General features: G+C 69.6%; 14 protein-coding genes and 1 pseudogene. 5 read left to right on the top strand and 10 right to left on the bottom strand.

Annotation, left to right across the window (positions count from 1 at the left end; genetic code table 11):
* Positions 1 to 120: 120 nt before the first annotated feature.
* Positions 121 to 561, bottom strand: a complete 441-nt coding sequence (locus NQU54_RS40895; protein ID WP_069867214.1) for a DUF6278 family protein — start codon at positions 559 to 561, stop codon at positions 121 to 123.
* Between the two features lie 154 nt (positions 562 to 715).
* On the opposite strand from NQU54_RS40895, the gene NQU54_RS40890 reads away from it, so the two are divergent.
* On the top strand, positions 716 to 2,524 hold the full coding sequence (locus tag NQU54_RS40890) for an SGNH/GDSL hydrolase family protein (protein ID WP_257635410.1): 1,809 nt from the start codon (positions 716 to 718) through the stop codon (positions 2,522 to 2,524).
* A gap of 53 nt (positions 2,525 to 2,577) precedes the next feature.
* Here the strand turns inward: NQU54_RS40890 and NQU54_RS40885 are convergent, their stop codons facing one another.
* The 4 genes from NQU54_RS40885 to NQU54_RS40870 form a co-directional block, all read right to left on the bottom strand.
* Entirely contained in the window at positions 2,578 to 3,357 is a 780-nt protein-coding gene (locus NQU54_RS40885; protein ID WP_257635409.1) for an exodeoxyribonuclease III, read from the bottom strand.
* Between the two features lie 146 nt (positions 3,358 to 3,503).
* Positions 3,504 to 4,151 (bottom strand): MBL fold metallo-hydrolase, encoded by a 648-nt coding sequence (locus tag NQU54_RS40880; protein ID WP_257635408.1) that lies wholly within the window; start codon positions 4,149 to 4,151, stop codon positions 3,504 to 3,506.
* 125 nt (positions 4,152 to 4,276) lie between these two features.
* Positions 4,277 to 5,569, bottom strand: a complete 1,293-nt coding sequence (pcaDC, locus tag NQU54_RS40875; protein WP_257635407.1) for a bifunctional 3-oxoadipate enol-lactonase/4-carboxymuconolactone decarboxylase PcaDC — start codon at positions 5,567 to 5,569, stop codon at positions 4,277 to 4,279.
* Between the two features lie 107 nt (positions 5,570 to 5,676).
* The gene (locus tag NQU54_RS40870) at positions 5,677 to 6,561 is read right to left on the bottom strand and encodes a tyrosine-type recombinase/integrase (protein WP_257635406.1); all 885 of its coding nucleotides are present in this window, start codon (positions 6,559 to 6,561) and stop codon (positions 5,677 to 5,679) included.
* Positions 6,562 to 7,409: 848 nt separating this feature from the next.
* On the opposite strand from NQU54_RS40870, the gene NQU54_RS40865 reads away from it, so the two are divergent.
* Positions 7,410 to 7,787: a type II toxin-antitoxin system RelE/ParE family toxin gene (locus NQU54_RS40865; RefSeq protein WP_257635405.1), complete on the top strand. Its 378-nt coding sequence runs from the start codon at positions 7,410 to 7,412 to the stop codon at positions 7,785 to 7,787.
* Complete coding sequence (locus tag NQU54_RS40860) at positions 7,784 to 8,089, top strand: helix-turn-helix domain-containing protein (protein ID WP_059142520.1); 306 nt, start codon at positions 7,784 to 7,786, stop codon at positions 8,087 to 8,089. The genes NQU54_RS40865 and NQU54_RS40860 overlap by 4 nt, the downstream gene beginning before the upstream one ends.
* 59 nt (positions 8,090 to 8,148) lie before the next feature.
* Here the strand turns inward: NQU54_RS40860 and NQU54_RS40855 are convergent.
* Positions 8,149 to 8,484, bottom strand: a pseudogene (locus NQU54_RS40855) (transposase); the annotation flags it as partial.
* Between the two features lie 11 nt (positions 8,485 to 8,495).
* Here NQU54_RS40855 and NQU54_RS40850 point away from each other — a divergent pair.
* Both NQU54_RS40850 and NQU54_RS40845 read left to right on the top strand, forming a co-directional pair.
* On the top strand, positions 8,496 to 9,050 hold the full coding sequence (locus NQU54_RS40850; protein WP_257635404.1) for a cyclic nucleotide-binding domain-containing protein: 555 nt from the start codon (positions 8,496 to 8,498) through the stop codon (positions 9,048 to 9,050).
* Between the two features lie 68 nt (positions 9,051 to 9,118).
* On the top strand, positions 9,119 to 9,427 hold the full coding sequence (locus NQU54_RS40845) for a hypothetical protein (RefSeq protein WP_257635403.1): 309 nt from the start codon (positions 9,119 to 9,121) through the stop codon (positions 9,425 to 9,427).
* A 247-nt stretch (positions 9,428 to 9,674) separates the two neighbouring features.
* Here NQU54_RS40845 and NQU54_RS40840 read toward each other — a convergent pair whose 3' ends face one another.
* The 4 genes from NQU54_RS40840 to NQU54_RS40825 are packed head-to-tail and all read right to left on the bottom strand — an operon-like array spanning position 9,675 to position 13,314.
* Positions 9,675 to 10,253, bottom strand: coding sequence for a GNAT family N-acetyltransferase (locus NQU54_RS40840; protein ID WP_257635402.1), 579 nt, complete (start codon positions 10,251 to 10,253; stop codon positions 9,675 to 9,677).
* A 10-nt stretch (positions 10,254 to 10,263) separates the two neighbouring features.
* Complete coding sequence (locus NQU54_RS40835) at positions 10,264 to 10,725, bottom strand: NsdA family TPR-like regulatory protein (protein ID WP_502362213.1); 462 nt, start codon at positions 10,723 to 10,725, stop codon at positions 10,264 to 10,266.
* Between the two features lie 43 nt (positions 10,726 to 10,768).
* On the bottom strand, positions 10,769 to 11,938 hold the full coding sequence (locus tag NQU54_RS40830; protein WP_257635400.1) for an ExeA family protein: 1,170 nt from the start codon (positions 11,936 to 11,938) through the stop codon (positions 10,769 to 10,771).
* Positions 11,935 to 13,314 carry a DDE-type integrase/transposase/recombinase gene (locus NQU54_RS40825; RefSeq protein ID WP_257635399.1) on the bottom strand — a complete coding sequence of 460 codons (1,380 nt, stop codon included), beginning with the start codon at positions 13,312 to 13,314 and terminating at the stop codon, positions 11,935 to 11,937. Before NQU54_RS40825 ends, NQU54_RS40830 begins: the two co-directional genes overlap by 4 nt.
* Between the last annotated feature and the right edge of the window lie 17 nt (positions 13,315 to 13,331).

Below are 13,331 nucleotides of genomic sequence, written 5' to 3'. Positions count from 1 at the left end.
GGCCCCCCCCCCGCGGGGGGGGGGGGCGGGGGGGGGGGGGGGGGGGGCCCGGTTTGGGGGGGGGGGGGGGGGGGGGGGGGGACGGCCCGCCGCAGGCGTCCGCGATCCGGCAGACGCCTCCTAAGCCTCGGCGACCTCCGCGTAGCGCCGGGAGAGTTCGGGGGCGCCGTCGGCGGCCCACTGCTGGCCCGCCTCCACGACGTCGACCTCCCGGCCCGAGGACAGCCTGACGACCGGCCGGCCGTTGGGCCACACCTGCCAGACGGCGCCGGGGACGGTGCGGACGATGACCGTGCCGAGGTAGAGACCGGCGTCGTTGCCGAGCCAGGTCAGCTCGTCCGGGTCGTCGCGCCAGCGCGGCGCCATCTGGTCCAGCGCCTCCAGGGAGGCCGTGGAGTCATCGAGCCCGATGCCGGCGTCCGCGGCCCGCGCACGCAGCAGTTCGCATTCGGAGAGCAGTTGCGCGACGCCCTGGGGGTCCTCCTCCTGGGCGCCCATCAGGGCGGTACCCGAGGCGGGGCCACGTCGCTTGCGCCAGTTGCCCAAGAAGGAGATGTTCATACCGCTCAGCGTGGCATCCAGGCCACCGGCGCACCACAGGGCGCGCGGCGCGAGCCGTGACCCGTTGCTTGTCTTGACGACACCCACCCGCCTTTCTACGTTCTTCCCGCGCCTGTCGAATCACCGGTCAGGTTGGTTGCGAGAGGGGACACTTATGCGCGTCGCGAGACCGTGGGCAGCGGCCGGGACCATCGCGGGAGGTGTCACCCTCGCACTCCTGGCACCCTCCCCCGCCGCACCGGCCGGCGTACCGGCCCACAAGCCGCTCCCTTTGGAGCGGCTTTTCGACAACAGGGCGGTCAGCGATGACACCCGGCCGGGTGACGCGGACTTCGACGGCGCGGGCGCCTCGCTCTCCGCACAGGATCTGGGCGCCGCCGGCTGGACCCCGGGGCGTGATATCGCCCTGGACGCGGCACGGCTGACCTGGCCGAGGAGCGCGGGGGCACGGCCCGACAACGTGATCGCCGACGGGCGGGCGGTGCGGCTGCGCGGACGCGGCGAGGCGCTGACCTTCCTGGTGGCGAGCAGTTCGCCGAATGGGCCCGGCACCGGGGCGAGCGGTGTCGGGGCGGTGCGCTACCGCGACGGTTCGAGCCGTCCGTACACGCTGAGCGCACCGGACTGGCGGGCCGGCCCCGCCGCCACCAAGGCCGTCGGCCTGCCCCATCTCAACACCGCCGCCGGGCAACGGCAGGAGACAGCCCGGCTGTACGCGGTGACGGTACCGCTGGAGCGCGGCCGGGAGGTCGCGTCGGTGGTGCTGCCGAGGGATCCGGGCCCGGCGGCCGACCTCCATGTCTTCGCCGCGGCGCTGCGACGGCCCGCGGACGGCTGGACCGGGAGCTGGGCGGCGAGCACCGCCGGATACACCAAGGTCGGGCCGTGGACCGATCAGACGCTGCGGCTGGTGGTGCACACCAGCGCGGGCGGGCCGGGGGCCCGGATCCGGCTGGAGAACACCTTCGCCGCGTCGCCCGTCCGGATCGGCCGGGCGACGGTCGCGCTCCAGGCGAGCGGTGCGTCGGCGCAGGGCGCACCGGTGCCGCTGACCTTCGGCGGGCGGCCGGGGACCGCGATCCCCGCGGGCGCGCAGGCGTTCAGCGATCCGGTGGACTTCCCGGTTCCGGCGGATGCCAATCTGCTGGTGAGCATCCATCTGCCGGATCCGGTCGAGGCGGTGCCGGTGCACAGCCAGGCCACCCAGCGGTCGTATCTGAGCGCGGCGGGCAGCGGTGACCGGACCGGTGAGGCGGGCGCCGAGTCCTTCACCGGCACCCTCACCACCTGGCCGTTCCTGACCGGGATCGATGTGCGGGGCGGGCCGGGTTCGGTGGTGGCGCTCGGCGACTCGATCACCGACGGCACCAAGTCCACCAATGACGCCAACCGCCGCTGGCCCGATGTGCTCTCGCGCCGGCTGCTCGGCCAGTCCGAGGTTCCGGCGTACGGGGTGCTCAACGCGGGCATCTCCGCCAACCGCGTGGTCGCCGACCGCTATCCGGGCGAGGGCGTCTCCACGGACACCGGCGGGGTCAGCACTCGGCACCGGCTGGAGCGGGATGTGCTCGCCCAGACCGGGGCCCGTACGGTCGTCGTCTTCCAGGGCATCAACGATCTGCGGTGGGGCAGTTCGGCCGAGGAGCTGATCGCGGGTCTGCGGTCGGTCGCGGCGCGGATGCGTGAGCGCGGGCTGCGGGTGGTCGGGGCGACGATCGCGCCGTGCGAGGGCGAGTCGCTGTGCACGGCGGACGCGGATGTGCGGCGCTCGGCCGTCAACGCCTTCATCCGCGACAGCGGCGGGGCGTTCGACGCCGTGCTGGACTTCGACGCGGTGGTCCGGGACCCCGAACACCCGGCGCGCATCCTGCCCGCCTACGACAGCGGGGACCATCTGCATCCGGGGGACGCGGGGCTGCGGGCGCTGGCCGACTCGATCGACCTGCGGAAGCTGTTGGGGTAAGGGGGAGCCGCGGGGGCTCCCCCTGCGAGGCGAGGGCGCTCCGCCGAGGCGGGTCACACCTCCAGGTCGACGACGACCGGGGCGTGGTCGGAGGCGCCCTTGCCCTTGCGCTCCTCGCGGTCCACATACGCGTCGTCGACGGACTTGGCGAACGGCTCGTTGCCGTAGACCAGGTCGATCCGCATTCCGCGGTTCTTGGGGAAGCCCAGCTCCCGGTAGTCCCAGTAGGTGAAGGGGCGGTCGTACTTCAGCGGCCGCGGCATCACGTCCGAGAGCCCCGAGTCGCGCAGCGCGGCCAGGGCCTCGCGCTCCAGGTCCGTCACATGGGTCAGCCCGTCGAAGGCGGCGCGGTCCCAGACGTCCTCGTCGGTGGGCGCCACATTGAAGTCGCCGAGGACGGCGAAGGGGCGCTCACCGGCCGCGTCCTGGGCGACGGTGGTGCGCAGCGCCTCCAGCCAGCGCAGCTTGTAGTCGTAGTGGGGGTGGCCGATCTCCCGGCCGTTGGGCACATAGACCGACCAGAGGCGGACCGGGCCGCAGGTGGCGCCTATCGCCCGCGGCTCCTGGCCGCCGTCGTAGTCCGGGCCGCCGGGGAGGCCGACGGTGATGTCGGTGAGGCCCGCCTTGGAGAGCAGCGCCACTCCGTTCCACCGTCCGGTGGCGTTGACCGCGGCCTCGTAGCCGAGCTCGCGCAGCGGCTCGTACGGAAAGGCGGACTCGGCGCACTTGGTCTCCTGGACGCACAGGACGTCCGTGCCGCTGCTCTCCAGCCAGGCGAGCAGCCGGGGCAGCCGGGCGGTGATCGAATTGACGTTCCAGGTCGCGATGCGCATAGGGCACAACTTACATCCCGCCTCCGACAGCCCGCCCGGCCCTCGTAGGACGGCCCTTTGGAACGGCCCTCGTGGAACGGCCCTCGTGGAACGGCCCTCGTAGGACAGTCCTCGTAGGACGCCCGCCCCCGCCGGGGAGCCGCCCCTCAGAGGGTGAGGGATTCGCCCGGTGTCAGCCGCAGGTGCTCGGAGCCGCCCGTGCCGGGGCCGTCGGGGCCCAGCATCCGGCCGTAGACCGTGTGCGCGAGGTCGGACAGCAGGGCGTCGTGGATGTCGATGGCCCGGCGCGGGTCGACCGCGCGGACGTAGTCGAGGATCTCGGCGAACTTGTTCCAGGGGGCGTGCACCGGCAGCATCAGCGTGTCCACCCGGTGCCCGGCGGGCACGGTGAGCGCGTCGCCGGGGTGGAAGAGCGTGCCGTCCAGCAGATAGCCCACATTGGTGATCCGGGGGATGTCGGGGTGGATGATGGCGTGCAGCTGGCCGTGCACCTCGATGTCGAATCCCGCCGCGCTGAAGGTGTCGCCCTCCCCGATGGTGTGCACCCGCCCGGGAAACGCCGCTGAGATGTGGTGGGCGACGCTGTGGAGCGTCCAGATCTGGGCGCCGGGGTTGTCGTCGAGCGCCGTGCGCAGCCGCTCCTCGTTGAAGTGGTCGAAGTGCTCGTGGGTGACCAGGATCGCGTCCGCGCCGACCGCGGCGTCCTCTTCGCTGAAGGTCCCGGGGTCGATGACGAGCGTCTGCTCGTCCTTCTCGATCCGGACGCAGGAATGGCCCTTCTTGGTGAGCTTCATGGAGATCATTGTGCTACCGGGGCCCCGTGGCCGTACTGAACGGGTCGGAGGAAGTCCGCCATGGTTCGGCAGCGCCCCGAAGGGACGCGGGGCTGTATCGACATGCGGCACTTCCGGCGGGGCGCTCAGCCCTCCGGGCTTGTCTCCTCGCGGATGATCCGCTGGGCCACGGCGAAGGCGGAGTTGGCGGTCGGCACCCCGCAGTAGACCCCCGTGTGCAGCAGCACTTCCTTGATCTCGGTGGGGGTCAGCCCGTTGCGCAGCGCGGCCCGGGTGTGGAAGGCGAGTTCGTCGAGGTGGCCGCGGGCGGCGAGGGCGGTGAGGGTGACCACGCTGCGGGTCCGCCGGTCGATACCGGGCCGGGTCCACACCTCGCCCCACGCGTAGCGGGTGATGAAGTCCTGGAAGTCGCCGGTGAACTCGTCGGCCAGGGACTGCGCCCGGTCCACATGGGCGTCGCCGAGCACCTCGCGGCGCACCTTGATGCCCTGGTCGTACGCGTCGGAGCGGGTGTCGAGCAGCGGCTCGGGCACATGGTGGCCGTATTCGACGACCTCGGCGCCGGGCTGTACGGGCGAGATCACGGGCTTGGGCGGCGGCGCGGGGATCGCGGTCATCCCGGTCGGGTGGTCCGCGCTCTGCCAGGAGCTGGAGAAGTGGCGCACCAGCAGATCGGTGACGGCCATCGGCTGTTCGACGGGGGTGAGATGGGAGGCGCCGGGGACCAGCGCGAGCCGTGCGTCCGCTATTCCGGCGACCAGGACGCGGGCGTCGGCGGCCGGGGTGACCTGGTCGTCGGCACCGGCCACCACGAGGGTGGGGACGCCGATCCGGCTGAGCTCGGCGCGGACGTCGAAGGCGGCGAGGGCCTCGCACGCGGCGATGTAGCAGCCGGGGTCGGTGGTGCGGACCATCTGGACGGCCCAGTCGACGATGGCGGGCTGGGCGGCGGCGAAATCGGGGGTGAACCAGCGCTCCGGGGTGGCGCGGGCGATCGGGTCGAGGCCGTTGGTGCGGACCACGACGCCACGCTGCCGGAAGGAGTCGGCGCTGCCGAAGCGCGGGGAGGCGGAGACGAGGGCCAGTGAGCCCACTCTATGGGGATGTCGCAGGGCGAGTTCCGCGCCGATGGCCCCGCCGATCGAGCAGCCGGCGTAGCCGAAGCGCTCCACGCCGAGCTGGTCCAGGGTGGCCAGCAGCCGGGTGGCGAGCTCGGCCACGGAGGCGGCCGGATGGGCGGGCGCGCCGCCGTGGCCGGGGAGGTCGAAGCGGAGGACGCGCCAGTGGTGGGAGAGTTCGGGTATCTGGCGATCCCACATATGCCATGTAGCACCGAGGGAGGGACCCAAGATCAGGACCGGAGCGTCTTCTGGCCCGTTGACCAGGTATTTCAAGGTGGTCCTGTCTTCTTCACTCACGCTCACACGCTCCCACGTCTCACAGCCATCTCACACACCCCCGTCCTGAGCACTGTGGAGACCGCCCCATGTGGTGGCCGCTCCACGAAGATCCTCAACGTCCGGCTTCACGTACCAACACTTGGTTGTCTTGACGTTGGTGTGCCCCGCCCATCGTGCCAGGAGGTGATCCGGCACGCCATTATTGGCCAGGTAGGTGAAGCACGACGCACGGGCGTCGTAGAGGCGCACACGACGTAGCGCGGACTCCTCCATGAGCTTGTACGCACGGGTGCAGAGTTGCCTGTGGTGTGGACTTGTCCGACGGCATTCACGCACATGTAGCCGGAGTCCACGTAGCCCGTTCCCAGGGTCATTTTCTCAGCCGCCTGGAGAGCCTTGAACTTCTTCAAGGCATCCTTTACCGGGATGGGTAGAGGGAGAACGCGTTCCCCCGCCATGGACTTGGTGTCCTTCTCGATCACTGTCTTGTTGCCCATCATCGTGCGCGTATTGGCCACGGTGAGGGTGTCGTTGGTCAGGTCGATATCCGACCAACGGAGTCCGACCACTTCCGCCGGACGGAGTCCCATGAGGGAAAGAAGCAGCGGAGCGTAGAGCCTATCTCCGCTCATTCCCTGTACGAACGTATGGACTTCCGAGACGTTCCACGGAATGATTTCAGCCTTAACCTTCCGCTCAGCCTTTCGAGCCTTACGGGGAATGCCGAGTTCCGATGCAACGTTCACGTTCACGAGTCGCTTACTCTTGACTCGATTCAGAACGTCTTTGAGCCGCGCAAGGCTCATGTCCACGCTCGTTACTCCGAGACCCTGACCGGCCTCGGGCCCGCGAACACGACCACACCGGAGAGCCCAGAGCATCCACGCTTCTACGTCTTCCCCGGTCAGCTCTTGGAGCTTGATGTTTCCGAGCTTTCCCCGAACCCTGTCCAGAGTGGCTCGGTAGTTGTAGATGGTGGCCTCTTCCAGATCTTCCGCCTTCTTTTCCAACCACTGATCAATCCACTGATTGACCGTAAGCAGATGGGGTGGAACGAAGGCTCCCGTGTTCTTTTCGTTCTCGATACGGGAGATCTCCGCCTTTCGTGACCTATCTGCCGGCGGACGCCAAGGGGCTTTGCCTCGCCTTGACGCAGGTCGCTCGCAACGACCAGGACGCCCGCGTGCGACCTGCCTGCGAAAACCGACTCAGCGACATCACCGACAGCCCCCCATCCCTGTCGCATGGGGAGCGCGACTCCGTGCTCCCACCCTGAAAGGAGGTCGAGAGCCGACAAGGGTCCTTATGCCTCTCGATGCAGAGAGCATCCGAATCGACCGGGTGACCCCAGGGGCCTACGGTTGACGACGGCACACAGGGGTGCGGTACGGCACCGCACGTCTACCGGATCGGGTAACGGACAAACCGGGCGGCGTTGACGCGTCTGCGAGTTGGGAGCACGAGGGCTCCCCATTGCTCCCAGCCCGGAAACAGTTAAGGCCGCTCCCGCTACCCGCGGAAACGGCCTCCGACCTGCGAAAACGCTGGTCGGGACGACAGGATTTGAACCTGCGACCCCTTGCCCCCCAGCCGTGCGGCAACTCTCCGCGACGAGTCGTATCGCACTGTAGTCGCCAGCGCGGCCCAGCACGAAGCGGTATGCCTCCATCCGCGAGGGAATGCCGACGGGACGCGATCCGCCGTCGGCAGCAGTTCCAATAGCTGAGCGCGCGGCAGGGCCGACGCACGACCGTTATCGGCGCCCGGCACTCACGCTGCTTGCCCATTCCATTCCCGCAGAGACCGATGTCGAGTCGGCCGGTGGATTTACTCACGGCATCGGTATATGATTTTTGGTATGGGCGAGCGGTATGACATTGAAGCAGAAGTCCAGCAGTGGCTGGACTTGCTCCCGCCCGCCGACTACCTGCGCGTGATGAAGCTGGCCGACCTCCTCGCCGACCGTGACGAGACACTCGGCGAACCCCAGACCCGCCACCTGGGCGGCAAGCTACGCGAACTGCGATTCTCCCTGCACCGCCGCGAACAGCGCATCACCTACTGGCTCGCCCCCGCCCGGCGCATCGTGATGCTGACCGTCCTCCACAAGACCCGCATGCGCGAAACCGCCGAGGTCGACCGCGCCCACGTCGCCCAGCAACAGTGCGAGACCAAGCACCGTCCCGCCGAGAACCACGAGATCTACGACCAACACGTGAAGGAGGAAGAGCTATGAACCACTCCGCATGGAAGACCCGCCGCGCCAAGGAACTGGCCGATGAAGAGACCGGTCTCACCTCTCAGGCCCAGCAGATCTATGACGAAACCGGGCTGGCCATCGAAATCGGCCGCACCGTCCACCAATGCCGCACCGAGCTTGGCTGGTCCCAGACCGAACTCGCCCGTCGCGCCGGTATGACCCAGCCCGCCATCGCCCGCCTGGAAACCAGCCTCACCCTCCCCTCCACTCGCACCCTGCTACGCGTAGCCACCGCCCTGGGCCAGCCCCTCCACATCACCATCGGCCATGCAGCCTGACCACACCGGTGGCTGGTTGACGCGAACGTGTCAGTGTCTTTGTGTAAGTCCTTGGGGGCCTATGTGGTGTTGAGCCGGTCCTCGAAGAACAGCGAGAACTGGTTCAGCGCCTTTTTCCAGTGTGTCGCGACGTGGTTGATATCGCTGGCCTTGGGGGTGATCAGCTCGCGCACTGCGAGGTAGAGCACCTTCAGCGCGGCCTGCTCGGAGGGGAAATGGCCGCGGTTGCGGGTGGTCTTCGGCAGCCGGGCGTTGATCGACTCGATCAGGTTCGTCGAGTAGACGACCTTCCTTATCTCCGGTGGGAACGCCAGGTAGGGGGTGAACTCGCTCCAGGCGGCCTGCCAGGTCCGCACGACCGCCGGATAGCGCTGCCCCAGCTCCGAGGCGGTGAACTCCTGTGCCGTTGAGGTTCCCCCGAGATGCGGGGAGAGGTGACAGCAGTTACCACACCCCCGCCAGCGTCCACTTCGGCACCGCCGAACTGGTCCGCGAGCAACGGGCGGCCGGCGAGCTGGCCGTGCTGGATGACCAGCCGCGCACCGCGACGGTCATCGCCGCCGAGACGTGCCAGGTGCGCATCGTGCCCGCTGCCGAATTCCTGGACTTCGTCGGCGAGCACGGGCTGCTTGCCCCGCTGCTGCGTCACGCCATCGCTCGGGTCAGGGAGTCCGAGGCAGTCCGGCTCGAGCTCGCCACCTCCTCGGTCCCTGCCATGAACGAGCCGGCCACAACGAATGCCCCAGCCGCCCCGCCCGACGCGGACCCGGCCCCCGCCGGTCAGCCAGCGGCAGGCGTTCCGCCCAGGCCCGAGCAGCCGCCGGCCGTTCCCGCAGACACCGCCCCGGCCCAGCCCTGGCAGGGGCCACCGCTGCCGCCCTTCCCGCCGCCCGGCCCGGGTGAAGACGGACGGCGGGGCGCGCTGCGGCGGTGGCTGAAGCGCGCACGCCGAAGGGCGTGAGCACCGGTGCGCACAAGCTGTGCGGGAAGCGGCTGATCCAAGGCGCAGCGCCTGAGACAATGGTGGGCATGGCGAATGAGGCGGCGACGTACGACGAGCGGCTGCGGGACCTGGAGGCGGAGGCGTTCCGCACCGGGCGGACGCTTGCGGAGCACAGCGAGCAGCTGGCGACGATCGGTGAGCAGCAGCATACGGCGTTCGGGAACATCGATTCCCTCGCCGACGCCGTCGGAGCGCCGGGAGACCGGTCGATCACTCAGCGTCTGGACGGGATCGAGCGTGCCGTTGGCACGATGGGAGATGCCATCGGCACGATGGAGCGTCTTCTGGTCGCCCTCGCTCGTGCGCAGGGCATCGACCCTGACAGCGTCTCCTGACCTGGGAGCTTGAGAGCAGGGCCTTTACGCTGGCTGACGTTTAGAACCTGAGGCTGCGGCCCCCAGGCTCTCTGCGTCACCCCGACGAAATGACCTGAAGGAGCCGATCCTCTCGCGTAGGCCGGTCCGGGACTCGCCGAATCGGACGGAATCGAGCCCTTCGTTCGGGACGATTGTGTAACGCGTCATTCCGTCGCCTCCAGGACGTCGTCAAAGCGGCCGGATCAAGGGAGGGGAGCTGGTCCGGTTACTGCTGATCAGCGGCGACGCGGAGCAGTAGCAGGTCGAAGTCGGGGCCGTCGGTGGTGTTCCGGTAGGTGCCCGCGTGTTGGTAGCCGAGTCGGGTGTACAGGTCCTGGCCGCGTTGGTTGGAGGGGAGAGCGAGGAGGGAGGACCAGCGGGGATTGATGGCTGTGATCAGGGCGGCGTGGAGTCGGGTGCCGATGCCGCGGGCCTGCCACGGTGGGCGGACCGCCAGTTCGCACAGGCCCATCAGGCGCTCGGTGCGGGCGCCTTCGGGGACGTGGTCGACCAGGCCGGGGCCGAACCAGTAGTCGGCGCTGCACGGGAAGCCGTAGCCGAAGCCCACGGCCGTGCCTCGCTCGTAGGCGACGACCAGCACGAGGCCCTGGTGGTGCTTGAGGTGTCCGGTGATCTGGCGGTGCAGAGCGGGTACGGATAGGCCCATCGCCTCGGCGCCGGGGTTGTCGACCAGCTCGGGGTGGGCGTCGGCCCAGATGTCGGCGAGCAGGGACAGCAGCGGCGGGATCTGGCCGGGCCCGTAGGTGCGGATCACCACGTCGGCGCGGGTGCTGGGGGTGGTCACCGTCTCCTCCTCAGATGACGACGTCGGCGGTGGCGCGGTACGCCTCCAGCCAGTCGGCCACCGCAGGGACCGCGGCGTGCCGCTGGAGCGCGCTGGCCATGTTGTGCAGCTGCTGGAGCAGTCGGTCGGAGCGCACCTCGGGAAGGTAGGCCAGGGCACGCCCGGCGGCCTCGGCGGCGGCTTCCGGATCCGGCCGGTCCCTGACCGCATGGTGAATGGCGATGTCGGCGGTGTACAGGGCGCGGTTGCGGGTGAATTGGCAGCCGTGGAGGAGTACGGCCTGCTCGGCTCCTGCTGCGGCCCGTTCGTACTGGTTGAGGTCGGCGCGGGCGAGGGCCTCCAGTCCGGCGAGCCCGCCGGGGGTGAAGAACTCCAGCCATGCCGGGTCGGCGTCACGCGGCCCTTCGGCATACAGCCGGTGGGCTCGCACAATCGCCTCATCAGCCGCGCCGGCGTCGCCGACAGCGCCCAGCCGCCGGCCTCGCGCATGGCGAACAGTGACTGTTGGGTGCCATTCAAAATCGTGACGGGTTTGCCACTCCCGATGGTGATGTTCGGGGATGAAGAGAGCCCGCTGGTGGGGTTCCAGCGGGCTGTTTGATCTTCATCGGGTCACTGGGATGTTGATGGTGCCCAGGGTGGGCGCGGTCGTCATTCGGCGGTAACTTCGGCGACGGCGGCGCGTGCGCTGGTCTCGTCGACGATGGGCTTCTCCTTCGGCGTAGGCGGACAGCAGGGCCTGGACGGCGAGGTTGTTGACGGCGCGGGGATAGCCGCGGGTCGTGGATCAGCGTGATCGCGTCGTCGGTGAAGAGGGTGTCGCTGCGGCCGGCGAGCGCGAGGTGGTGAACCAGGTAGGAGGCCGTCTCCTCGCCGGTCATGGACGGCATGTTGTAGCGGACCTGGATGCGCTGTTCGAGGGCGGCCAGGACACCGAGCTTGATCTTGTGCCGCAGGGTCGGCTGGCCGATCAGCAGGCAGGCCAGGGGGCTGCTGGAATCCATCTCGTCGTTGGTCAGCATCCGGATCGCCTCCAGCTGCTCGTGGTCGAGGAGGTGGGCCTCCTCGATGATCAGGATGGGGACGCGGCCGCGTTCGTTGTTCTCGGTGGCCAGCAGGTCGGTGGCCTGCGGGATCAGCGTGGACTTGTGCGGGCGGGGGACGCCGCCGAGTGAGGTGACGATCGCGTGGTGGATTCCGGCGACGCCGACCGCGGGGTTCGCCATGTAGATGACCTTGTGGCGGGGGTGGTCCAGCTGGGACAGCGACGCGCGGACGGCGACGGTCTTGCCCGCGCCGACCTCCCCGGTGATCACCCCCAGCGCGCGTTCGCCGATGCACCAGGTGATCCGGGCGACGGCCTGGGCGTGGGAGGAGTGCCGGTGCAGCATCGAGGGCGCCAGGTCCTTGCCGAACGGCATCCGTGTGAAGCCCAGTGCGCCGTCAGTTTGTCTATCAACGTCCGTTCTCCCGCTCCAAGTAGGCGATGGTGTCGTCCAGTTCGGCCGCGGCGTGTTCGGCCCGCCGGTGGACGCGGACCGCGAGACGCAAGGCCGACCCGGTGGGCCGCTCGTGGTCGAGCCTGCGGCCGGCCAGCCGCAGCGTCCGCTCCACAGCAGGCGGGCCGACGTCTCCCGGCCGTCGAGCTCGTCGAGCCGGTCCTGGACCGGGTTGTCGCTGGTCACGAGTCCTCGCCGCGCAGGTCGACGGCCAGGGTCGGCTGATCCTGGCCGGGCAGGAACACCTCGTAGTTGATCCGCTGCCCGAGCTCCTTCGTGCGCTCGGTGTCGATCAGGCGCAGGTAGTCGATCCCGGTCGGCGCCGGCGGGGCCGCGGCCGGGGTCTCGGGCTTGGCCTTGGGGTGCGCGTGCCGGGTGATCTGGTGCGGGATCGCCCTGCCGAACGAGCGGCCGCCGAAGCGGACGTCGATGTCGGTCAGGTCGAAGGGGTCGAAGATCAGCTCGACCTGCCGCCCGACCAGCGACGCCTCGACGTTGTAGGTGTTGGACTGGAGCGAGACCGTGGCGGTCCTGGCGACCTTCCGCAGCTCTGACCAGCGGAAAGCCTCCCGCAGCGCGTCCGGTGTGGGGACCGGGAACGGGGCGCCTGCCATCCACCGCTCCAGCGGCTGCTGGCCGGTCTCGGAGTGCGCCCGCCGGTGGTATACCTGTTCGACCCAGGCCGTGAAAGGCCTGTTCAGCATGGCCAGGTCGGTGACCTTCTCCGTGTCGACCTCGACCAGGAACTGTTCCCGGACAGTGCGGAAAAAACGTTCGATTTTGCCCCTGCCCTGCGGGCGCCCCGACGTCGAGTGGATCAGCTTGATCCCCAGCCTCGCGCATGCTCCGAGCAGGGCGGAGTCCACGAACGCGGAGCCATTGTCGACATAGACGCCCTCGGGGACGCCGCGGGCGGCCAGTGCCGGCCGAAGCGCCGCCGCCAGGCGGACGCTGTCCTCGGCCCCGCCCCAGCGGTGCCCGACCACCGCCCGGCTGTGATCGTCGACGAACGCGAAGAGATAAGCCTTGTGACCTGCGATCTTCGGCCCGTGGAGGGCATCCCCGACCCAGAGTTCGTTCGGTCGCGCGGCCTCGAACCGGCCGAACGCCTCCGGCGCCTGCCCGTCGGGACGGGTCAGCAGCTCCAGCCGCTGAAGGTGCCGGTGGACGGTGCGGTAGGACGGGCCCCAGCCCAGATGCTGCTGCAGGATCCGCACCACCTGCGCAGTCGACCTGCTCGGATTCTCCCGCTTCAAGGCCGCTGCCAGGTCCAGCACCTCCTCCGGCGTGCGCGGAGTGACCTGCCTGGTCGGCGGCAGCAGCGCATCGAAGCCGCCCTCGCGCCAGAGTTTGAGCCAGCGGTCCACCGTCCCGCGCGTGATCCTGACCGGCTTCCCGAACGGATCGGTGTGCACCCGGGCGGCGATCGCGCGGACCATCGCCCCGCGCTGGCGCGGACTGAGGGCAGCGTCAGCCGCCTCACGGATCAACTGGTAACGGAACAAGGCGACCTGGTGGGCCCGTTCGGCCCGCCGTCGCTCCTCCTCATCGACCAACGCCATCTGACGGCCTCCCGAAA

It is taken from the genome of Streptomyces malaysiensis subsp. samsunensis (genome assembly GCF_024519315.1).
GTDB lineage: Bacteria > Actinomycetota > Actinomycetes > Streptomycetales > Streptomycetaceae > Streptomyces > Streptomyces malaysiensis.
This window is presented reverse-complemented; position numbering and strand designations above follow the sequence as displayed.